Annotated in this window: 17 protein-coding genes and 1 pseudogene; 5 read left to right on the forward strand and 13 right to left on the reverse strand. The window is 51.1% G+C overall.

The window, feature by feature from the left end; genetic code table 11:
- Positions 1–2 precede the first annotated feature (2 nt).
- The 7 genes and pseudogenes from VA597_RS05320 to VA597_RS05350 all read right to left on the reverse strand — a co-directional run bounded on the left by VA597_RS05320 (position 3) and on the right by VA597_RS05350 (position 6008).
- A complete protein-coding gene (locus VA597_RS05320; protein WP_326975448.1) occupies positions 3–284 on the reverse strand; it encodes a hypothetical protein in 282 nt (93 codons plus the stop codon).
- A pseudogene (locus VA597_RS05325) lies at positions 271–521 on the reverse strand (Txe/YoeB family addiction module toxin). Before VA597_RS05325 ends, VA597_RS05320 begins: the two are co-directional and overlap by 14 nt.
- Entirely contained in the window at positions 518–715 is a 198-nt protein-coding gene (locus VA597_RS05330; protein WP_326975449.1) for a hypothetical protein, read from the reverse strand. The pseudogene VA597_RS05325 and the gene VA597_RS05330 overlap by 4 nt, the downstream one beginning before the upstream one ends.
- 253 nt (positions 716–968) lie before the next feature.
- Positions 969–3566, reverse strand: coding sequence for an ABC transporter permease (locus tag VA597_RS05335; RefSeq protein WP_326975450.1), 2598 nt, complete (start codon positions 3564–3566; stop codon positions 969–971).
- Positions 3563–4246 (reverse strand): ABC transporter ATP-binding protein, encoded by a 684-nt coding sequence (locus VA597_RS05340; RefSeq protein ID WP_326975451.1) that lies wholly within the window; start codon positions 4244–4246, stop codon positions 3563–3565. Before VA597_RS05340 ends, VA597_RS05335 begins: the two co-directional genes overlap by 4 nt.
- Positions 4247–4324: 78 nt before the next feature.
- The gene (locus VA597_RS05345; protein ID WP_326975452.1) at positions 4325–5287 is read right to left on the reverse strand and encodes a sensor histidine kinase; all 963 of its coding nucleotides are present in this window, start codon (positions 5285–5287) and stop codon (positions 4325–4327) included.
- 46 nt (positions 5288–5333) lie between these two features.
- Positions 5334–6008, reverse strand: a complete 675-nt coding sequence (locus tag VA597_RS05350; protein WP_326975453.1) for a response regulator transcription factor — start codon at positions 6006–6008, stop codon at positions 5334–5336.
- A 413-nt stretch (positions 6009–6421) separates the two neighbouring features.
- Between VA597_RS05350 and VA597_RS05355 the strand changes: the two genes are divergently transcribed.
- Entirely contained in the window at positions 6422–6787 is a 366-nt protein-coding gene (locus tag VA597_RS05355; RefSeq protein ID WP_326975454.1) for an ArsR/SmtB family transcription factor, read from the forward strand.
- A 47-nt stretch (positions 6788–6834) separates the two neighbouring features.
- The gene (locus VA597_RS05360) at positions 6835–7647 is read left to right on the forward strand and encodes a M15 family metallopeptidase (protein ID WP_326975455.1); all 813 of its coding nucleotides are present in this window, start codon (positions 6835–6837) and stop codon (positions 7645–7647) included.
- Positions 7648–7806: 159 nt separating this feature from the next.
- On the opposite strand, the gene VA597_RS05365 is transcribed toward VA597_RS05360, so the two are convergent.
- From VA597_RS05365 to VA597_RS05385, 5 genes are all read right to left on the reverse strand, one after another.
- Positions 7807–8511: a cation diffusion facilitator family transporter gene (locus tag VA597_RS05365; RefSeq protein ID WP_326975456.1), complete on the reverse strand. Its 705-nt coding sequence runs from the start codon at positions 8509–8511 to the stop codon at positions 7807–7809.
- A gap of 258 nt (positions 8512–8769) precedes the next feature.
- Complete coding sequence (locus VA597_RS05370; RefSeq protein ID WP_326975457.1) at positions 8770–10638, reverse strand: heavy metal translocating P-type ATPase; 1869 nt, start codon at positions 10636–10638, stop codon at positions 8770–8772.
- 124 nt (positions 10639–10762) lie between these two features.
- Positions 10763–10984 (reverse strand): cation transporter, encoded by a 222-nt coding sequence (locus VA597_RS05375; protein WP_326975458.1) that lies wholly within the window; start codon positions 10982–10984, stop codon positions 10763–10765.
- Between the two features lie 384 nt (positions 10985–11368).
- Entirely contained in the window at positions 11369–12790 is a 1422-nt protein-coding gene (locus VA597_RS05380; protein ID WP_326975459.1) for a Na+/H+ antiporter NhaC family protein, read from the reverse strand.
- Positions 12791–12812: 22 nt separating this feature from the next.
- The gene (locus VA597_RS05385) at positions 12813–13277 is read right to left on the reverse strand and encodes a Na+/H+ antiporter NhaC family protein (RefSeq protein WP_326975667.1); all 465 of its coding nucleotides are present in this window, start codon (positions 13275–13277) and stop codon (positions 12813–12815) included.
- Positions 13278–14134: 857 nt separating this feature from the next.
- On the opposite strand from VA597_RS05385, the gene VA597_RS05390 reads away from it, so the two are divergent.
- The gene (locus VA597_RS05390; protein ID WP_326975460.1) at positions 14135–15619 is read left to right on the forward strand and encodes a C69 family dipeptidase; all 1485 of its coding nucleotides are present in this window, start codon (positions 14135–14137) and stop codon (positions 15617–15619) included.
- Between the two features lie 304 nt (positions 15620–15923).
- Here VA597_RS05390 and VA597_RS05395 read toward each other — a convergent pair whose 3' ends face one another.
- A complete protein-coding gene (locus VA597_RS05395; protein WP_326975462.1) occupies positions 15924–17432 on the reverse strand; it encodes an amino acid adenylation domain-containing protein in 1509 nt (502 codons plus the stop codon).
- A gap of 825 nt (positions 17433–18257) precedes the next feature.
- Between VA597_RS05395 and VA597_RS05400 the strand changes: the two genes are divergently transcribed.
- Both VA597_RS05400 and VA597_RS05405 read left to right on the forward strand, forming a co-directional pair.
- On the forward strand, positions 18258–19400 hold the full coding sequence (locus VA597_RS05400) for an acyl-CoA dehydrogenase family protein (protein ID WP_326975463.1): 1143 nt from the start codon (positions 18258–18260) through the stop codon (positions 19398–19400).
- A gap of 278 nt (positions 19401–19678) precedes the next feature.
- Positions 19679–20521 carry a sulfide/dihydroorotate dehydrogenase-like FAD/NAD-binding protein gene (locus VA597_RS05405; RefSeq protein WP_326975668.1) on the forward strand — a complete coding sequence of 281 codons (843 nt, stop codon included), beginning with the start codon at positions 19679–19681 and terminating at the stop codon, positions 20519–20521.
- The last annotated feature ends 7 nt before the right edge of the window (positions 20522–20528 follow it).

A 20528-nucleotide genomic window follows, 5' to 3' on the forward strand; every position in this document is an offset into this window, starting at 1 on the left:
ATTTATAGGTGCAAAAACTGCCAGCAAGATCTAAGTTTGCCGAATACGTCACATTGTTGAGAAGCTGGTTGTTGGCATCGGCGATTCCTGGGTTGCGCTCCGGATGCAAGATCGTTTTCGGTCAGAGAATCCGCCTCCGCATTGAGCTTCTTGACCACAGGACGGACCTTTTTGCTTTGTTTCTTAAATTTCTCCAACAGTTCCTCTTCTGAGAATCCCTGTGGCACCAAGTCGGCAAGGATATGTTCGGAAAAATCATCTCTACGCTGGTTATTTATCTCCATAGTGCGTCCTCAAAGAATAAATTTCAATTTTGCTGTCATTCAATCGATACACCCAAACGGTTGGCTTCATCGATCCTTCGGCTCCAATATGAGGAAAGATTGCCTTTCAGGGGGTTCCAGTTTTCCGATTCCCTCATATCCATTCCGTTCAATGTCTCGGATCAACTGGTTAATTCGTTTTAAAGTTCGTTTGTCCTGTGATTGCCAATAGAGATAATCCTCCCAGGCGTCGATTATAAAAAGTCGATTATAAAAATCAGATCATTTATCGGCCATTCTTCCCAGTCATCCATTGATTTGGCTACGGTGTTCCCTTGTTCCATCTGTGCAGTCGAATGGTTCAGCCTTTTTAAATTGGCCGGATTGTAAAAACCATCGGCTTTTGTCGTGATTTCAAGAGGAATTCCGCCTTGACGCGGAGACTGACGCATCTATAACATCTTTGGATGGCTGCCGTCCGTTTTGCGGGTGCTCAGCGGTTTGCTTTGCTACTCTCTTTAAACCTCGGAAATTTGCGGACTTTCTTTAGCAGGACCTATTTTGAGATTTCGTGTTTGAATATAAAAAATGAACTATGTCCTCCAATTGGAAAACATAGCCCTTACTGTTGCTTATGCCGAAGCTACTTTCGAATAAAACACGCTTAATCTAAGACTGAAAAATGCTGAACCCGGCTTTGCTTTGTCACATGGCATCTGTCTTCAGCGCGTCGATGATGTTCTCTTTTTTGATTTTTGCGCTCGAATAAAGCATCGTGACGCCTACGATCACGAAGATCAGGATAACGGCGACGCCGTAGCTCGCCCACGGAAGGGAAAACCCGACATCGAACACGTCCGCCTGCAGGTTATGCAGCAGCAGCGTGACGGCCAGGCTGATCGGAAGTCCCCAGAGCAGAGCCTTGAGGCCGTAAAACACGCTTTCGAAGCGGATCATCCGGTTGAAGCTCTTTGGCGTCATGCCGACCGAGCGCAGCATGGCGAATTCCCGGCGCCGCAGCGCGACGTTCGTGGTGACCGTGTTGAAGATGTTGGCGATGCAGATCAGGCTGATGAGGATGATGAATCCGTAAAGAAAGATGCCGAGCACCAGCATCACATTGCGCTCGCTCCGGGCCTGGGAGGCAACGTTGAAGACGTATGTCCTGCCCGAAACGCCCTTCAGCAGCTCCTGGATCTTCGTTTCAAGCGCATCGGCGTCGTCGCAGCTCAGAAACAGTTGCTGAAAGCTCGGATTGCCGCGCGAATCAATGCTTTTCATTTCATCCGGGAGGCTGTCGAATACCTCATGGCTCACCACGGCCGAGGCGCTGTCGAGGGAAGAAACCAGAACGCCGATGGGCCGCCGGTCGGTCAGAAGGCCAACCTCCAGTTCCACGCCGGTCTTTCCGGAAGAATCGTGGGAAAAGAGCAGTCGGCCGCCGGGTTTCCCGGAGAACAGTTCCCCCGCCGCGCGCTTTCCGTTAAAATAGGCCTGCCCGTAGTTGATGAGGATCATCTTCGGGTTTTCAGTGTCCCTGTATTCCTTCGGATCGGCGCCCAGGCTGTGAACATAACGGTCGAAGGAGGCGTCGTCCAGGCAGTAGAGCGTCGTTCCCATTGAATAGGTTTTCCCTTCGGTGTAAAGCCGCCTGACCAGATCGGAAAGCTGCGTGCTCTGAAGCGGCAGGAAACCATCCGTCTTTTCGATCGCCGCTGCCTCCGTCACGCCCTCCAGCGCGGCGATTTTTGCGTTTGCCGCCCCCGCTTCCGCTGTCGGCACGTTGGTATACGACACCGCCAGGTCGAAGTTATAGCCGGTTTCCACTGCGCCGGAGGCCCGGTTCATTTCCTTGGCGGCATAGGAGACGGTGAGGAACAGCACCAGGCTGATGATGAGCGAGAGCACGGTGGCGCGGTACTTTTTTCGGTTGCGCTTGAGATTTTTGAGGGCGATCTCCCCTTCGAAGCCGAACAGCGTGCGGGTGAGGCGGGAGGTTTTCACCGCTTTCCGGGTGAGCCTGATCTCCTTCGACTGCCGGATCGCGTCGATCGGCATGATCTTAGAAGCGCGCCGCGCGGGAATCCAGACCGAAATGAAAATGGTCAGTGCGGCGAGCAAAACCGCCGCGACGATGGACAGGAGCGAAACGTGCAGCGCAAGGCCCTCGGCGGCGGAGAGGTTCGTAAAGCTTTCCATCAGCGGACGGATGACCGAAAGCGTGACGCCGATGCCGGCAATCCCAACGAGGACTCCAGCGGGAATGCCGGTGATTCCAAGCAGAAAGCCCTCAAGATAGATGCTGCGGCGCTTCTGCCGCTTCGTCGCGCCGACGCTGGCCAGCATGCCGAGCTGGCTCACACGCTCGGAGACGGAAATCGCAAAGGCATTGTAGATGAGCGAAACGGAGGCGACGATGATGATTGCGATGAAGACCGCGGCAAAGCCGTAGATCATGTTCTGCGCGCTGTCGTTTGCAAATATGCCGCTGTAGCGCAGAAGCTCCGTATTGTAGCTGACATGGGAATCGTCCAGCCCCGCGCTTTGCGCCAGCGCCGAAACGTCGCCGAAGAATCCATGGCCCAGCTTTCCGGCAAGGAGCGTGACGGTCACGGTGTCGTCCGGCGCCAGCGTCCGCTTGTCCAGAAAGCTTAGCGCGGTGTACCCCGGCGCCCAGGTGGGCTCAAAATTGGGGCGCGCCATGATCCCCACGACCGTATAGGCCCGGCTCTGTCCGGGTACGAAGGTTTCGCCCTCCGAATCGGCGCCCGGTTCCCCCTGATAGGGGACCGACTGACCGAGGGAAACCCCGTCCGGGCTCACGCGTTTTCCGGTTTCCAGCGTGAGCTTGTCGCCCACCTTGTACTTCACGCCGCCGTTCGTCTCCAGATGCTCGGAGAGCACAAGCTCGCTCTCATTTTGCGGCATGCGGCCCTCGATGAGCTTGACGGGAAAGCTCTGACTGCTGTTTTTGTCGAACTGCCGGATAAACAGGTAGGGTTTGTCTTCGTTTTTCGGGCCGGCCAGCCGCGCGTAACCCACATCGCGGCTGAGCGAGGTTTTATCCACGAATCCCGCGCCCTCGAAGGCGGATACGTTCCGCATGCGCACGCCCGAAACCATGGCGTGCCAGTTGCCGTTGTCGGCGATGGCCTCGTTGCGCATGAGCTCCGTGAAGGAGGCGCAGAAGGTGGAAACGGCGGAGAGCATGGCAGTGGAAAGGATAATGCCGATCAGCGTAACCACCGTCCACTTGCGGTTTGCCCTCATGCTGCGCAGGGTAAAACGGCTCATCACGTTCATTTCCGGATCACCTCGTCCTTCGCGATGCGCCCGTCCTCGATGGAGAGGATGCGGTCGGCCTGGAGCGCGATATTCTGGTCGTGGGTGATGAGGATAAGCGTCTGGTTGTATTTTTCGTTGGACATGCGGAGCAGGCGGACGATGTCCGCGCTGTTGGCGCTGTCCAGGTTTCCGGTCGGTTCGTCGGCCAGCATCAGCGCGGGGCTGTTGATGAGCGCCCGACCGATGGACACGCGCTGCTGCTGCCCGCCCGAGAGCTGGTTGGGCAGGTGCTTTTTCCGATCGCTCAGGTTCAGGGTGGCGAGCATCTCATCCAACTGCCGCCCGTCCGGTTTCCGCCCGTCCAGGAGCAGGGGCAGCGTGATGTTTTCCTCCACGTCCAGCACCGGAATGAGATTGTAAAACTGATAGATGAGCCCGATCTGCCGCCTCCGAAAAACGGCGAGCTTGGTTTCGTCCAGGGCATAGAGATCCGTATCTTCGATCAGGACCCGGCCCGACGTCGGGCGGTCCACGCCGCCCAGGATATGCAGCAGCGTGGATTTGCCTGAGCCGGACGGGCCGATGATGGCGACAAACTCGCCCTTTTCCACGGCAAAGCTGACGTTGTCCAGCGCCCGGACTTCAGCTTCTCCGCTGCCGTATGTTTTGGTGAGATTTTCAACCCGCAGGATTTCCAAAGGACATGCCTCCTTGCATTTTTTCTCATCATAACCCCTGCGGGTGACTGTACGGTGACTTTCCGGACGGATATTTTGTTAGTTTGCCTGCGGCGCCGGGAAACGAAGGATAAATTCCGCCCCGCCTTCGGACGAGTTTCTTGCATCGAGGCCGCCGCCCTGCGCTTCCAGAATCGCTTTGGCCATGGCGAGCCCGATGCCCACGCTGTCCTTCGCCGCATTTTTGCCCCGGTAAAAGCGCTCGAAAATATGAGGCAGGTCGGCCTTGTCCAGGCCGGGACCGCTGTCGAGCACCCGGATTTCCGTAAAAAGCGCGTTGGTGGAAGCCGATATGCGGATTTCTCCGCCGGCCGGCGTATGCTCCATGCAGTTTTTCAGAATGTTGGAAAGCGCCTCGGCCGTCCAGTTCGGGTCGCAGCATACGGAACCGCCGTCCGACTGAACCGAAAGCGTCTGTTCCTTGAGCTCGGCGGGGATCAGCAGCGGCGCGCAGGCTTTGTCGATCAGCCCGCGCGTTGAAACGCTTTGCCGCCTGAACGAAACCGCGTCCGCGTCGAGCTTCGAGAGCTTAAGCAGGGCTTCCGTCAGCCATGTGAGGCGTCCAAGCTGCATGCGGAGCTGCCTGTTGAACTCGGCGCGGCGTCCCTCGTCGAGCTTGCCGTCCGAAAGCAGGTCGGTCATCACCGACAGGGAGGTGAGCGGCGTTTTGAACTGGTGGGAAATGTCCGACAGAGAGTCCGCTAGCTGGATTTTTTCTTTTTTGAGCCGTTCGTTCTGCTCATTGAGCGACACCGTGACCTTGTAGATCTCGCTTTTCAGGATGGAGAGCTCGCCCTCGTCGTTGTCCGGGAGCTCCAACGCGTAATCCCCGCCGTTCACCCGCTTTAGGTAATCGCTCAACCGGGTCAGACGCTTGTAGCGATGTCCGGTGGACAGCAGAAAGACGGCGGCGAGCAACAGACACGAAACGCCGGTCACGGCCGCCGCGGCCGGGGAAAATGCATAGGCCGCGGCCGTGCCGGCCAGCGTGATCAGCAGCATTGCGGAAAGCGTTCGTCTAACCTCTTGGTTGCGCATCAGTCCCATTTCACTCACCCATTCTGTAGCCGAGCCCGCGCACCGTCCGGATATAGACGGGGTTCTGCGGATCGTCTTCTATTTTTTCTCTCAGGCGCTTGATATACACGGTGAGAGTATTGTCGTTGACGAAATCTCCGCCGATGTCCCAGGTGTCTTCAAGAAGCTGGCCGCGGGTCAGCAGCTGCCCGCGGTTCATTGCAAACGTGAGCAGGAGCCGGTATTCCAGCGCGGTCAGCGGGACCTCCGCACCGTTCTTTGTGACCTTCGCCTGCCTGGTGTTGACGGTGAGCCCGCCGATGCTGATCTCGTCCTTTTCTCCGCCGCCTCCGCGGCGCAGCACCGTGCGCACGCGGGACAGCAGTTCCCGCAGGCGGAAGGGTTTCGCCACGTAATCGTCCGCGCCCATGTCGAGGCCCGTCACCACGTCCGACTCTTCGTTATATACCGTCAGAAAAATGACCGGCGTGTCCGAACCGGCTTTGATGGCGCGGCAGATATCGTAGCCGCTTCCGTCGGGCAGCGACACGTCCAGAATAGCCAGATCGAAACGGCGGCTTCGGGCTTCCCGCAGTGCGGAGGCGGCGTCGTGGCAGAGCATTACCTCATAGCCTTCCTTTTCCAAAGAGTAGGAAAGCCCCAGCGCAATGGTTTTATCGTCTTCAACCAAAAGAATCCGCTGCATATTTGCTCCCCCTCCTTTTTGAATCCAAGACATAAATAGCCTGTCCCTGTTCACAGCCGGTATTGTATAACCGGCGGTCCGCAAACCAGCGGTACGTCTTTTTTCAGTATACACTAATTGATTGGCAATTCAAAGAGTTGGCTATCCTAAAGCGATTACTGGTTCTTGGGCGGAAGGAGTTTTGACTCAAGCGGCCTTAAAAGACGGTTGCCTGCCGGATGGGGGTTAGATATTGAAGCTGTTATGAAAGTGAGTGCAGAGGTTTATATCTCAACTGAATGAGCAATGTATCCGTTAATGAAAATACACTAAATTATGGGAAAAGCATTTCATATTGACAATTTCAGCGAAAGAGAGATATAATACGGTTGAACAAACAAACAACTAATTGGAAACTAAGGAGGGTTTAAACCATGAATCCCTATACTCCTGATATTGATAAATGCGATTGTACGATTATACATGAGGACGTTGTCAGAAAAGTTAAAAGTCGGCTGCCGGATGAAGAAAATCTTTTAGATCTTGCAGATTTGTTTAAGGTTTTCGGAGATTCGACCAGAGTCAAGATCCTTTGCGCCTTGTTTGAGTCCGAGATGTGCGTTTGCGACATCGCGGCACTCTTCGGGATGACTAAATCCGCAATTTCGCACCAGCTTCGTCTCTTAAAGGAGTCTAAACTCATTAAAAACAGAAGGGACGGTAAAGTCGTCTATTATTCCCTGGATGATGACCATGTTAAAAATATTTTCGATCAGGGTTTGGCGCATGTATCCGAATAGTTTTTTATAAAATCAGTCCTAAAGCCGTTCCCTTGATCATGCTTATTTTGGAATTCGAACTGTTGGGAAACAGGATAAAAATAAATCGGGAGAATAATTCAGTGACTTTTTTGAAACATTCCGCCTTCATATTCATTTTAATGGCGGCTGTATCCCTCCTTCTAATTGCTGGATATGCATTCCAAAATGGCGCCGTCCCTAGCCAGACGAAACAGCAGTCCAGTTCGGAATTATCTTCCCGGCTTATTTCTCCGAGGGAAAAGAAAAGCCCATCATTTATTTCTTCAGAGCCAGAAACCAATTCCGAGGAAACAACAGATCAAAAGGAATTGGTTCTCGTAAACGGAGCGAATAAAATTCCGGATAATTATAAATTGGATTTAACCACTGCGTTTGGCATTCAAATGGATCATATCACTTCCGCAGCTTATACCGACATGTGGAGGGCCGCCTCTGAAGACGGAATAACGTTATGGATTTCTTCCGGATACAGGAATGATAAGAAGCAGCAATCTCTTTTTTCTGACGAAGTAGAAATGTACCTGAAAAAGGGACTTGCATACAAGCAGGCAGAAGCGGAAGCAGGGAAATCCGTAGCCAGGCCCGGCTACAGTGAGCACGCTACCGGTCTGACTTTGGACTTGAATGGAGTAAAGGAAGATTTTGATCAAACAACAACTTTTAAATGGTTGAGTCAGCATGCACAAGACTACGGTTTTATCCTTAGGTATCCGGAAGATAAACAAAATATTACAAAAACCAAATTTGAACCTTGGCATTATCGGTATGTTGGGATAGAAAACGCTAAGGCTATAATGTCCGAAGGATTATGTTTAGAAGAATATCTCAGCAAAGGATAAGCATACGTGAAATTTTTTTATGGTTCGGCAATGGACGATCGTTTTACCAAGCAACTTTATAAATAATAAATAGCCAAGGCTCCCGTCTCGGGAGCCTTGGCTATTTATCGCAGAATGTTGGATTCTCGACAATAAGCTATATCCCACATTAAAAAGGGTCTAAAATACATAAGCGGAGAATAGCATTAGACCGATTCCAATGTACATTTTTTTGTTTTCATGGGACAAGTGACGATGCCCGTGGTCCGCTGTGGAAGCATTCTCTTGAGGATGGCGCAGCATTCTTAAATTGGAAGTAAAAATTTCAGATCCGGCAGCCATTAAAAGTACCATTGCGAACACGGCCGAGATTTTGTCAAGATTAGGCATTCCCACAAGAGTGCCCAGCAAACCCACAAGAACGGCGACGGAACAGCACATATCCATCTCTGAATGGTATCCGTCTGCAATCAGGCTTTGTGAACCGGTCTGCTCACCGACGCGAATTTTGTACCTCGCTATAAAATAATTAATGATGATTCCAACTAAGGCCCCGGCCGCCGCGAACGGGACGTATCGAAGCTCCGTCGTTTCACCGCTTAACGCATCCAAAAGTATCTCAATACCCATTAAGAAAATAAACAGGGAAACAAAAATGGCGAGAATATTCTCCGTTTTCCCTGTTGACTTCCGCTTTTTTGCGCCGTGTCCGGTGTATAGGAGCCCCGCAAAAACGACGGAGGAAACAAATACATCGGTAAACGAGTGCCATGCATTTGCCCTTAGTCCGATGCTCCCTGAAATATTTGCCAGGAAAAAACGTAAAATAATCAAAACGATATTTGCAATCATGGAGATTAAAATCGTTTTCTCTTTTCTTCCCATAATGACACCTCATTAGCCGTAATTTACTTGAGATAAGAACCTGACATTATCTGATCGGTTTGATCACCTTGAGAGGCAAAACCGAAAGGAGCAGTCGCAACAGATCATCTTTTATCTTATGCTTCCGCAGACGAAGATAGAAGTTTTGCTTCGAGCGAACCGATGATTGCCAACAAAAAACTCCCGCATCTACTCAGTTGGATGCGGGAGGTTTTCACTTCTAGAACCATGAGCTTCTCCATGCTCCTGGCTCCGATGTTACCGGAATCCCTTCCCATTCAACACGCGGATCGCGTTCAGGATCGCAAGCACCGCGACCCCGACATCGGCAAACACAGCGGCCCACATGGTTGCAACACCAATGGCTCCAAGGATCAGAACTATGGCCTTTACCGTCAAAGCCAGGGCAATGTTCTGTTTTACGATACGCAGGGTTTTCCTCGACACTTTCATTGCGGTGGCGATTTTGGAGGGTTCGTCGGTCATGATGACCACATCCGCCGCCTCAATCGCGGCGTCCGAGCCGAGCCCTCCCATAGCGATACCAATGTCGGCTCTCGCCAGGACCGGCGCATCGTTGATGCCGTCTCCAACAAACGCGAGTTTTCCTTTCGGCGATTTCCCGGCAAAGAGTTCTTCCATCTTCTGGACCTTATCCGCCGGAAGCAATTCGGTATAAACCTTATCCAAACCCAACTGGGCGGCTACTTTTTCTCCGATCCGCTTTGCATCTCCGGTCAGCATGACCGTCTGTTTGATCCCGGCCGTTTTCAGATCACGGATGGCCTCCGGTGAGTCTTCCTTCACTTCATCCGCAATCACGATATATCCCCTGTAGATATTGCCGATTGCGACATGAACGACCGTCCCAGCAACGTCATCAGGCTCCTGAAAAGAGATATCCAGTTTCCGCATCAGTTTGGCGTTCCCTGCTGCCACGGCTTTGCCGTCAATATTCGCCACGACGCCGTGGCCGGATATTTCGTCCACATTTGTGATACGGGCGTTGTCGATTTCCTTGCCGTAGGCCTGCTTCAGCGAAAGAGAGATGGGATGATTGGAGTAGCTTTCCGCATACGCCGTCATTTCCAGAAGCTCTTCCTTGGAAATATCATTCGGCACAATCTCCTGTACCTTAAACACGCCTTTCGTCAATGTGCCCGTTTTGTCGAACACGACGATCTCGGTTTCAGCCAGCGCCTCGAGATAATTGCTTCCCTTAACAAGGATACCTCTTTTGGACGCGCCGCCGATTCCTCCAAAAAAACTTAAGGGAATGGAAATCACAAGGGCGCACGGACAGGAGATCACGAGGAAGACAAGCGCCCTGTAAAGCCAGTCGCTGAACACTGCGCCCGGTACCGCAAGAGGGGGTATAATCGCAAGCAATGCTGCCAAGATTACGACAGCCGGGGTATAATAACGGGCGAACTTTGTAATGAAGTTCTCAGAGTTGGATTTTTTGCTGCTGGCGTTTTCAACAAGATCAAGGATTTTGCTGACCGTGGATTCGCCAAACTCCTTTGTCACGCGCGCGGTGATAAGGCCGTTTAAATTAACGCACCCGCTTAAGAGATTGTCGCCGGGGGCGATTTCGCGGGGTACCGATTCACCGGTCAGCGCGGATGTATCCACCATGGAGCTCCCGTCAATAACCTCCGCGTCAAGAGGAATCTTCTCTCCTGCTTTAACAACGATGACATCCCCGATCTTCACCTCGTCGGGATCAACTTTTTCCAATGTCTCGCCGCGCTGCACATTGGCGTAGTCGGGGCGTATATCCATAAGGCTTGCAATGGACTTTCTGGAACTGTCCACGGCGTAGCTTTGGAACAACTCGCCGACCTGATAGAACAGCATGACGGCGGCGCCCTCCGCGTAGTCTCCAATGGAAAACGCGCCGATTGTCGCGATGCTCATCAGAAAGTTTTCATCAAACACCTGTCCGTGAAAAATATTTTTTATTGCTTTCAATACAATATTTCCGCCGATAATGATGAAGGCGATCAGAAATATAACGAGCGATACAATATTGTCATTTGCTTTATATAAAATACCAAAAGCATACACGACCGCGCCGATCAAAATTCTCAGCAGCCGCTTCTGGTTTGAATTCAGCTTTTTCATAATAGAGTTACTCCTTTTATTGAGCTGCAAGCACAAAACGGCAGTGAAAGCGATTGTCATTTTGTGCTTGTTTTATGGGTAGGAATCATGTAAAGCCGCCAATAAAAGTTGGAATTCCTTAAATTCAAGCCTTTTTGATGACTACATCCGGCTCCAATTTTTTGACAATGTCATGTGCGGATTTGACAATTTCATCGATTTTTTCATCGTCACCTTCGATAACCATTTTTGTGGTCATAAAGTTGACGGATGCGGCGGTGACGCCGTCCAGCCCTTTCACCGCGTTTTCAATTTTCGCGGCGCAATTTGCGCAATCCAACCCTTCAAGCCTAAATGTTTTCTTCATTGTCATTGCCTCCTGTCATGATTCAGTTGAGTAATCTTTCAACTGTCAAATACATTATAGTTGAGCAGACGTTCAATTGTCAAGGCTTTTTAATAAATATTTCAGATGTTTCTGAAGGCAGACATAGCAAAAAACTTCATGAGCTTACACTGTGGAGCTTTACGTTTTGGACAGGGCAGGTCCATCGGAGCGTCAGGACTGGTTCGAAAATCTGAGTACCTTCCTGAGAGCATAAAAAAGCAGGGCGCTTTCGTACAAAAACGCCCTGCTTTTACCCTGATTTCATCCGATCATTTTACACTGTAGTTATTCCTGCAGCAAATTTTGATAAAATTTACATTTCCTAGTTAGGGAAAGAATTTCTCTGCGAACATGTGAAGGGATCTATATAAAGGAAAACACAATAAATAGAACGGATGATAACCCAACTGCCGTCAGGCAATAAGGTAATTCCGACTTGACATGTTCCACTACCGGTATATCGCAAATCGTGGCGGACAGAATGGCGGTCTCGCCAAGCGGCGAAGCATTGTCTCCCAATGCGCCCCCTGCTAAGACAGCTCCGATGACAAGGGGCAGATCTAACCCTGACGAAACCGCGAGGGGTACAGCCATTGGCATGATCAGCGCCCAGGTCCCCCAGGCTGAACCCATAAAATAGGAAGCGAAGCACCCTATCAGATAGATGGCCGCTGGAATGAGATAAACGGGAATTCTGGTGGAAACAAAGTTGGTGACGAATTTGACAAAACCGAGATCACCTATAATGCCGGATAAACCCCAGCTCAATATCAGAACAGTAATTGGGGGGATCATCTCATTTCCGCCCGAGAGGAAGTGACTTTCGATTTCTCTCAGAGGCATCTTCTGTATTAAATAAAATACAGATGTCAGCACAATGGATATCAATCCGGACACGAAAATTGATTCCTCAAAATTTGCATTTAACAGGGCATCCCAGAAACCGCTCCCTTTTTCACGTCCAGTTAACCATAAGAAGAAAAAAGTTGTGAGGATTAGGGTGCATAAAGGCAAAATCAAATTCAATGGTCTCGGCGGGGCTTTTTCTTCAAAAGTACACTGCTCATGTGCTTCATCATGTCCATGCTCTTTTTCAAAAGCGTCGTCTTCCTGATTTGACTGATACTCTTTCCTGAATCCGAAGTTGAACAATATAATCCCTATGCTGATCAAAATCATAATGATAGAGTAAAAGTTGAACGGGATGCTTTTCAGATATATCTCATAAGCCGAACCACTCACATTTGCCCTGTTTAATGCGGAAGAAACTACACCCATGATGTAGCCTACATAAGTGGTGCCAAACGGGATGAGAATGATCAGAAGGCAGGACGTTATATTTAATACAAAAGAAAGTTTCCTCTTGTTTCCGTTTACCTTTTCGATCAGTGCTTTCCCTACCGTGCCTGCGGAGATCACATGAAAGCAACAGTCAATAAAGGTAAACGGGGTAACTGCCCAGACAGCCCATAATGCTCCCCGCTCTGTTTTCACAAATTTCTCCGATAGCTTGGTGAAACCCTTTATTCCTCCGGAAACCTTCATAATCTCACCGAATGCACCAAAGATGAAAAGAAAAAAGATGATATATACGCTTTCTGTATTTGCCGTAGCTTTTATCAGATGATCCGAAGCGGACAGCACCCCTTGTATGATATTGCCTTTTGCAAGAGCGATACCGCCGGCAAGGATACCTATCATCAAAGACGGAATGATCCGTTTTGTGAAAACGGCAAGGAGAATGACTAATACCGGGATCAAAACCGAGATTAAACCAGATGCCATTTAAATTCCTCCGAGAATGACTTTATATAAAACAACCGGAAATTGCATATCCGGTTGTCGAAAGGACGACGCCAAAAAGAACGAACGGCAATGGGGTAACTAGATGGTTTCCATATGAAATATCGGCCGTCTCAGCCGATAATGGCGACACAACGTCTGAAACGGCTCCGCCAGCCCAAATGGTTCCTGCCATAACAGCCATCCCGATTCCGGCAGTTGAGCTGACAGTTGCAGCCAAAGGCATCATTAACGCCCATGTTGCCCAGGACGAACCTATGGTATAGGATATTAGGCCGGACAGAAGGAAAAGCGCTGCCGGAAGCAAAAATCTAGGAATGCTTTGAATCAGATTCCCGCTAATCAGTTGGTTAAATCCCAATTCCTGCGTTATTTTTGTCAGTGCCCAGCTCAATGTAAGAACAATGACCAATAGCGGGATCTTTTCGCCGCCTTTTATAAAATGAGCCTGAATTTCAGCAAGGCTTATTTATCAGACGGGACGCCAACGGTCTGTTCGCCGACATAGATAAAACCACCTATCAGCGATTTGGCTTGAAAAAAGAACCTACAACGATAGCTACGACAAGTGCAGGAATCAATTCTTTGGTCCTAAATGTTAATATTATTGTAATAAGCGCAGGTATTATTGACAGCCGTTTCATAGGGGGGGGGAATCTCCTAAAGCTGTATTTGATATTAGCCTGTCGTACCAGAAATTAGTATGGCCCCAAGGTGCAGGGTCTATGAGTACGTATTGATCCCCTATTATATTTTTAAGAATAAGTTTGTCGCTGTTTTGATAACGTGATTCCTTTTTCCATCATGGCAAACTAAAGGGAGGCTCATAACCTGAAGGCCGTAGGTCCAAATCCTACATCTGAAACCACTTAATACCTTAAATCTGTAGATTTAAGGTATTTTTTAACCACTTTAATGCAGAAATCGAGCAAACTTAGGGAATTAACTTTTCCATGTGATTTTTGACGACAACCAGCGCGTTCTCAACAGCTTATGATAAAAGCAGCCCGTCCGCGGGAAAACTTCCGGCAGACGGGCTGTTGACTTTATACGTACATTGCAATACACGGTGGATGATTGTATAATCTGTTCATGGAACTATAACCTGATTCAAGATTTCAATGCAGCAAAAAATCAACGTGCTTTAGGAGCTACCGTAATTCGGGAAGTACTTAGTGATGCGGTGCCTCCCTTGAAACAAACCATTTCATTCTGTGTTGTTTAGCGAGGAACAGAGCATCGGGATTCTAAAAGAGTATGAAACATATAGCCCTTGGAGAGGGGCTCTAAACACTACTACTTTATTATAATTGCGAGGACTACCTTATGGCTTGTACAACGATTCTGGTTGGAAAAAAAGCATCCTATGACGGTTCTACCATGATCGCGCGAAACGATGACTCCGCCTCCGGTTATTTTACCGCCAAAAAGTTCGTAACGCTCCGTCCCGGGGAACAGCCCGCAACTTACAAATCCGTGCTTTCCCATGTGACAATCGAACTGCCCCAAAATCCCATGCGGTTTACGGCCGTACCGAATGCCGTGGATGGCGAGGGCATCTGGGCCGCCAGCGGCGTGAACGAGGCAAATGTCGGCATGACGGCCACGGAAACCATTACTTCCAACGCGAGAGTCTTGGGGGCGGACCCGCTGGTCGAGTATTGTCCGGCGCAGGAGGGGCAGCCTGAAACTGCCGGCGGCATCGGCGAGGAGGATATCGTTTCTCTTGTACTGCCTTACGTCCACAGTGCCCGTGAGGGTGTTCAGAGGCTGGGCGGCCTGCTGGAAAAGTACGGCACCTATGAGAGCAACGGCATTGCCTTTCAGGATGTGAATGAAATCTGGTGGCTGGAGACCGTCGGCGGCCATCACTGGATCGCCAGAAAGGTGCCGGATGATGTTTATGTCGTGATGCCGAATCAGCTGGGACTTGACCGGTTTGATCTGGAAGATGCGCTTGCCGAAAAGAAAAGCCATATGTGTTCAGCGGATCTGCGGGAGTTCATTGAGGAGAACCATTTGGATCTGTCGCTGAACGGAGACCTGAATCCGAGAGATGCTTTTGGAAGTCACGATGATGCGGATCATGTTTACAATACGCCGCGCGCCTGGTTCATGCTGCGGTATTTTAATCCACGCACCAAAGTATGGGACGGCCCGGATGCGGATTTCACGCCGCGTTCCGATGATCTGCCCTGGTGCATGGTGCCGGAGAAGAAGATCACCCCGGAGGATGTAAAATACGCGCTGTCCTCTCATTATCAGGGAACGCCGTATGATCCCTATGAAGGCCATGGCGATCCGGCTATGAAGGGCATCTTTCGCCCGATCGGCATCAACCGGAACGACTGTATGGCTTTGATCCAGATGCGCCCGGACGTCCCGGAGGAGTTCCGTGCGGTGGAGTGGATCGCCTTTGCATCCAACGCTTTCAATGTGCAGGTACCTTTTTATGCCAATGTGTCCGTGACACCGGACTATCTTGCCAATACGGCAAAGGAAGTTTCAACCGACAATTTCTACTGGTCCAGCCGCATGATCGCCGCTATGGCGGACGCGTCTTACGGGAAATCCGTATTTCATATCGAGCGGTATCAGCTTGCCGTACAGTCCAAAGGCCATGCGCTGATCAACCAATATGATGAGAAGCTCCGTCGGGAAGCGGATCTTGCAAAACGGGCCGCCCTTCGGGAACAGGCCAACCAGGAAATCGCGGACATGCTGAAAAAAGAAACCGCCGAAACATTGGACAAGGTCCTCATCGAGCTGAGCAGCCAGATGAAGAACGCCTATTCCAGATCGGACGCTTGACTGGAATGCGGGGCTCAGTCTTTGTGTTACATTTCTTTTTTTCATTACTCGCTGACCTGCTAAACCGGGGAATGGCACTGGATGCTCCGCGCCGGTTCGTTTTGGATGATAGTTTTAAATAGTTCGTAAGTGTTCGCGTAAGCCAACGCACTGTCCAACCTATCTGGTTGGAGAGTGCGTTTTTTTCGTCTCTCCAGCGGTTACACTACGCCGGGGGGATGACTTGGAATTCCGGTGTGATGCAAATTTTCTCAGCGTATCCTGGATTCGAGCGAAAATTCGGCAGTCGACGATTCCGATCCCATCAATAATACAGAGTCGCCAGTTTTTTATGGTCGTTCAATTCCGGGGGAGGACAAAAACCGTGCCGGTCGACCTTGCCGTTCTGCTTGCGCGGAAATTCGTCCGCCTGGATGAAACCGGTGGGGATGGCGTACCCGGGGATACGCTCCAGCAAAAACGCGCGCAAAGCCTGGTGGTCGATTTTTGTGTCCGCGATGAAGTACCCGAAAAGGATATTCGTGCCGCCCGCGTCCGTAAAACAGGTCACGCAGGCTTCGGTGATATGGGAAAATTCCAGCATATAGTTTTCGACGCCGCCGGGTTCGACGCGGAAGCCGCGAATTTTAAACATATCGTCTTTGCGGCAGACGTATTCCATATTCCCGTCCGGAAGCATGCGCACGATGTCGGAGGTCTTAAAAACACGCTGAAACGGAGGCTTTGCCTCAAACGGATTCGGTGCGAAATGGGTCCGGTTGGCTTCCGGCAGATTCAGATACCCGTTGCAGACCTGTGCGCCGGAAATCCACAGTTCCCCGCTCTGCCCGGTCGGAGCAGGTTTGCCGTCGTCGGTTACAATATAGCCTTTCAGAGCGGGGACCAGCTTTCCAATAGGATAAACCGGGCGCGAGTCCTGAATCTGATAATGGCTGATCACGGCACACGCCTCGGTGGAAGCGTAGATATTGACGATCCGGTAGGGGCGTTTCTCCAGGTGGCGCGTCATTTCGCTGCCGACCAGCAGGAGGCGAAGCGTGGTGCCGCCGTCGACTTCTATGTATTTGGCCGCCATATGGGGCGGAAGGAATGTCGCGGTGATCCGGTTCTGAATATAAAACGCCGCAAGCTCCCGAATGTTCTTGCGGATGGACGCCGGCACGATCTGAACGGTGCATCCCAGAGACAGGGAGGAACAGAAATCGTACACCGAGGCGATGAAGAGCAGGCTGGCAAAAGACGCGAACGTATCGTCGGAGCGCAACGGCAGACAGTCGAAATTGCTGACGCTGGCAGCGATATTCGAGTGCAGGATCCGCACGCCCTTTGGGTCGCCCGTCGAGCCGGACGTGAACAGGACAAGGGCCAGCTGATCGAGGCGGGACCGGTCCTGAAAGGCGGGAGGCCGGTCGCAGACGGCGACGGCGGCATCGTAATACCTGCGGTCGATGCAGACGCGGGAGTGAACGGATTGCATGCAGCTCCGATTGTGGCTTTCCGGGCAGCAGGAATCAATGGTGATGTAAGCGGCGCCTGTTTTCCATATGCCGAGCACAACGGCTGGGGTGGCCACGCTTCGCCCCGTCGCGACGGCCACAATGTCGCCGGGTCCAATGCGGTCATGGTCGGTCAGGTAATGGGCCAGCTGATCGGAACGGCGGTCCAGCATGGAAAACGTCATCTTTGCGTCCCCTAGGCGGATGGCGTCTTTGTCCGGGTACCACCTGGCGGCCTGCCGAAATAGCCCGACGATCGTGTGAGTAACGAAATCTTCCTTATGAGCGGAGAGGTAATCCGATAATAGCTTCTGCATTTTAGCGTCTCGTCTCCTTCGTATATTTGCAGGAATCTAAAATACCGCATCAAACCGTTTTTCGCCGCAAACTCCTCGGAGCTTCCATTCTCGAACGGGGACCTATCGGAGGAATGCGCCTGGTCCAAAGTTGCCGTTGCTGCAAGAAATTCTTCGAATCTCATCTTAGAAGTTCTGGAATATATCAAAGGAACTAAATAATTGCAGAAAATCGATATTGAGCATAATTAGCTAAAAAACATAGTATAAACAAATAAAAATAGATATATTTTATAATGTAATTATACTATGAAGAACAGTGCGTTTCAACTGTTTCTTAGAATTTTAAAAAATTTAGTTCAAAGTATAAAAAATGTGCATCTGAAATCATAGAGATAAAACAGCCATCTCCCGGAACTTAAAATAGATTTCAATTTTGTGGGGAGCATGAAAAACGGCTTTAAAAAAGGCAAAAGTTATGAATCAATGTGGAAAATGAGAAAGTAATAGGACAGATTGACTAAATAACAAGATATTTTCGCAACAATACGCTGAAAAATCAATTTAGAGAAAGAACTGTTGAAAAACATATTGCCAACATGGATACGATGTGATACATTTAAAATATAATCAATCGAACGAACTAAAACCGTATTGACGGCCGCCTTGGCAACCTGATATAAGGAACCACATGCAAAACCATAGAGAAATTTTGCTGGATTCAGATTTTGGTTCAATTGAATAACGCGATCGAATCCCGCCGGCCACCCGGCCGGCGGGGTGACAGGATGGCCTTTTGGGGCTATGCCTGTGCGAGACGCAAAAAATAATCGAAAGGGAGAGATCATGATGCAAGATTTCATTCTGACGGAGGAGCAACAGGATCTTGTGGCGCTTGCAAAGGATTTTGCGGAAAAGGAAGTGAAACCCGTCGTAGCCGAATGCGACCGAAAGGGCGAATTTCCGATGGACGTATACAGGAAATTCTTTGAGGCCGGATTCCCCACCATGTTTGTGCCTGAAAAATACGGGGGACTCGGCGCCAGCTCTATGGATCTGGTCCTGATCAACGAACAGTTCGCCAAGGTCGACGCCGGTTTCATCGTGAGCGCGACGACCGCGGAATTCGGCTCCACGCCGGTACGCATTGCGGGAACCGAAGAGCAGATCGCCTACTATATGGGGCGCGTGATGGAGGGGCAGCTGGGGGCTTTCTGCCTGACGGAACCCGATGCTGGTTCCGACGCCGCTGCCACCCGCACGACCGCCGTCCGCGAAGGCGACGAATATATCCTCAACGGGCGCAAGTGCTTTATCACGAGCGGCGGCCTTGCGGATATGTATACCGTTTTTGCGACGGTGGACCGTTCTTTGGGCGCGAAGGGCATTACCTGTTTCCTGGTTGAGCGCGAACGCGCGGGCGTCAGCGTTGGGGAGGACGAAGACAAAATGGGACTTCGCCTGTCGAACACCGCGGACGTTATTTTCGATGATGTCCATATTCCCGTGTCGAACAGAATCGGCGCGGAGGGCGAGGGCTTTAAAATCGCTATGAAGAGCCTGGACCGCAGCCGGGGCGTCAATTCGTACGGATGCCTGGGAATTGCGGAGCGCGCGATTGAGGAAGCGGTAGCCTACGCGAAGCAGCGCGTGACGTTCGGACATCCGATCATCAAAAACCAGGGCCTTCAGTGGATGCTGGCCGATATGCAGATCCAGTGCACGGCGGCGCGCTCGCTTTTGTATCGCTGCGCGGAAATGATCGATAAGACCGGCCGGTATGACCCGCAGCTCGGCTCCATCACCAAGACGTTTGTCAGCGACATGTGCATGAAGGTCACGACGGACGCGGTGCAAATATTCGGCGGTTATGGATACAGCCGCGAGTATCCGATTGAAAAGCTGATGCGCGACGCTAAGATATTCCAGATCTTCGAGGGAACCAATCAGATTCAACGCATCGTCATAGGTTCTCAGATGCAGCGCTGAGAGCGCAGGGCGGTTCGGCGCGGCTCCTTTCCCCTGCGGCCGTCGGGCCGGATCCCGGGGCGTTCCATCTTACATACGACTGGCGTTCGGAAAAAAGCCCGGAGAATTTCAGTCCGCGAACCGGCGGCCGGCTGCAAATAAATCCCGATTTCAAGCGATTGTCACGATTTTCGGACGACGACGGCTGTCCCACGGGCTTTTCCGGCAACGCCGGGAGGAGATTGGTCCGGGGACCCGCCCTTCGATTGATTTTATGGAAATTGGAGGTCGAAGGAAGAATGTATCGGATTGTGAAAAAGAGAAACCTCAATCCATCCGTTACGCTCATGTCGGTAAAGGCTCCGCTGGTTGCGGCTAAGGCGCAGCCCGGCCAGTTTATCATTCTGAGAGCGGACGAAACAGGAGAGCGGATTCCGCTGACCATAGCGGACTATGACTGCGGGTCCGGCACGGTAACAATTATTTTTCAGATTGTGGGGGCAACGACAAAGCTCCTTTCCCAAAAGAAGGAAGGGGACTTTCTGGCGGATTTTGTAGGGCCGCTTGGGTCGGCGTCCCATCTGGAAGGGCTCGAAAAAGTGGCGGTGGTCGGCGGGGGCGTCGGCTGCGCGATTGCATATCCGACGGCCAAGGCCCTTTTTCATAAGGGCGCACAGGTCGACGTGATCGTCGGCTTCCGCAGCAAGGACCTCATTATCCTGGAGGATGAATTCAAAAAAGCCAGCACCCGTTATTTTTGCACGACGGACGACGGCTCCAACGGTGTAAAGGGATTCGTCTCCGACGTGCTGAAATCGCTGATTGAAGGCGGCGGCAAGTACGATGCCGTAGTCGCCATAGGTCCTCTGATCATGATGAAAGTGGTCAGCGAGGTCACAAGGCCCTATCAGATCAAGACGGTTGTCAGCATGAATCCCATCATGATTGACGGAACCGGCATGTGCGGAGGCTGCCGCGTCACGGTGGGCGGTGAGACAAAATTCGCCTGTGTGGATGGGCCCGAATTCGACGGGCATCTCGTCGATTTCGACGAGGCGATGCGCCGCGGCAAAATGTACGCGGAGCGGGAAAAGGAAAAGCTTGCGGAAATGAATTGCAGGCTCATGAAAGGAGCTCGGTAAAATGACC

Source organism: Caproicibacter sp. BJN0012, assembly GCF_035986805.1.
Classification (GTDB): domain Bacteria; phylum Bacillota; class Clostridia; order Oscillospirales; family Acutalibacteraceae; genus Caproicibacter.

Coding starts and splice junctions, on each gene's coding strand:
- VA597_RS05390 (WP_326975460.1), top strand. CDS start 14,135: ATGGCTTGTACAACGATTCTGGTTGGAAAAAAAGCATCCTATGACGGT.
- VA597_RS05350 (WP_326975453.1), bottom strand. CDS start 6,008: ATGCAGCGGATTCTTTTGGTTGAAGACGATAAAACCATTGCGCTGGGG.
- VA597_RS05335 (WP_326975450.1), bottom strand. CDS start 3,566: ATGAACGTGATGAGCCGTTTTACCCTGCGCAGCATGAGGGCAAACCGC.
- VA597_RS05345 (WP_326975452.1), bottom strand. CDS start 5,287: ATGCTGCTGATCACGCTGGCCGGCACGGCCGCGGCCTATGCATTTTCC.
- VA597_RS05365 (WP_326975456.1), bottom strand. CDS start 8,511: ATGGGAAGAAAAGAGAAAACGATTTTAATCTCCATGATTGCAAATATC.
- VA597_RS05405 (WP_326975668.1), top strand. CDS start 19,679: ATGTATCGGATTGTGAAAAAGAGAAACCTCAATCCATCCGTTACGCTC.
- VA597_RS05320 (WP_326975448.1), bottom strand. CDS start 284: ATGGAGATAAATAACCAGCGTAGAGATGATTTTTCCGAACATATCCTT.
- VA597_RS05400 (WP_326975463.1), top strand. CDS start 18,258: ATGATGCAAGATTTCATTCTGACGGAGGAGCAACAGGATCTTGTGGCG.
- VA597_RS05380 (WP_326975459.1), bottom strand. CDS start 12,790: ATGGCATCTGGTTTAATCTCGGTTTTGATCCCGGTATTAGTCATTCTC.
- VA597_RS05330 (WP_326975449.1), bottom strand. CDS start 715: ATGCGTCAGTCTCCGCGTCAAGGCGGAATTCCTCTTGAAATCACGACA.
- VA597_RS05375 (WP_326975458.1), bottom strand. CDS start 10,984: ATGAAGAAAACATTTAGGCTTGAAGGGTTGGATTGCGCAAATTGCGCC.
- VA597_RS05395 (WP_326975462.1), bottom strand. CDS start 17,432: ATGCAGAAGCTATTATCGGATTACCTCTCCGCTCATAAGGAAGATTTC.
- VA597_RS05355 (WP_326975454.1), top strand. CDS start 6,422: ATGAATCCCTATACTCCTGATATTGATAAATGCGATTGTACGATTATA.
- VA597_RS05370 (WP_326975457.1), bottom strand. CDS start 10,638: ATGAAAAAGCTGAATTCAAACCAGAAGCGGCTGCTGAGAATTTTGATC.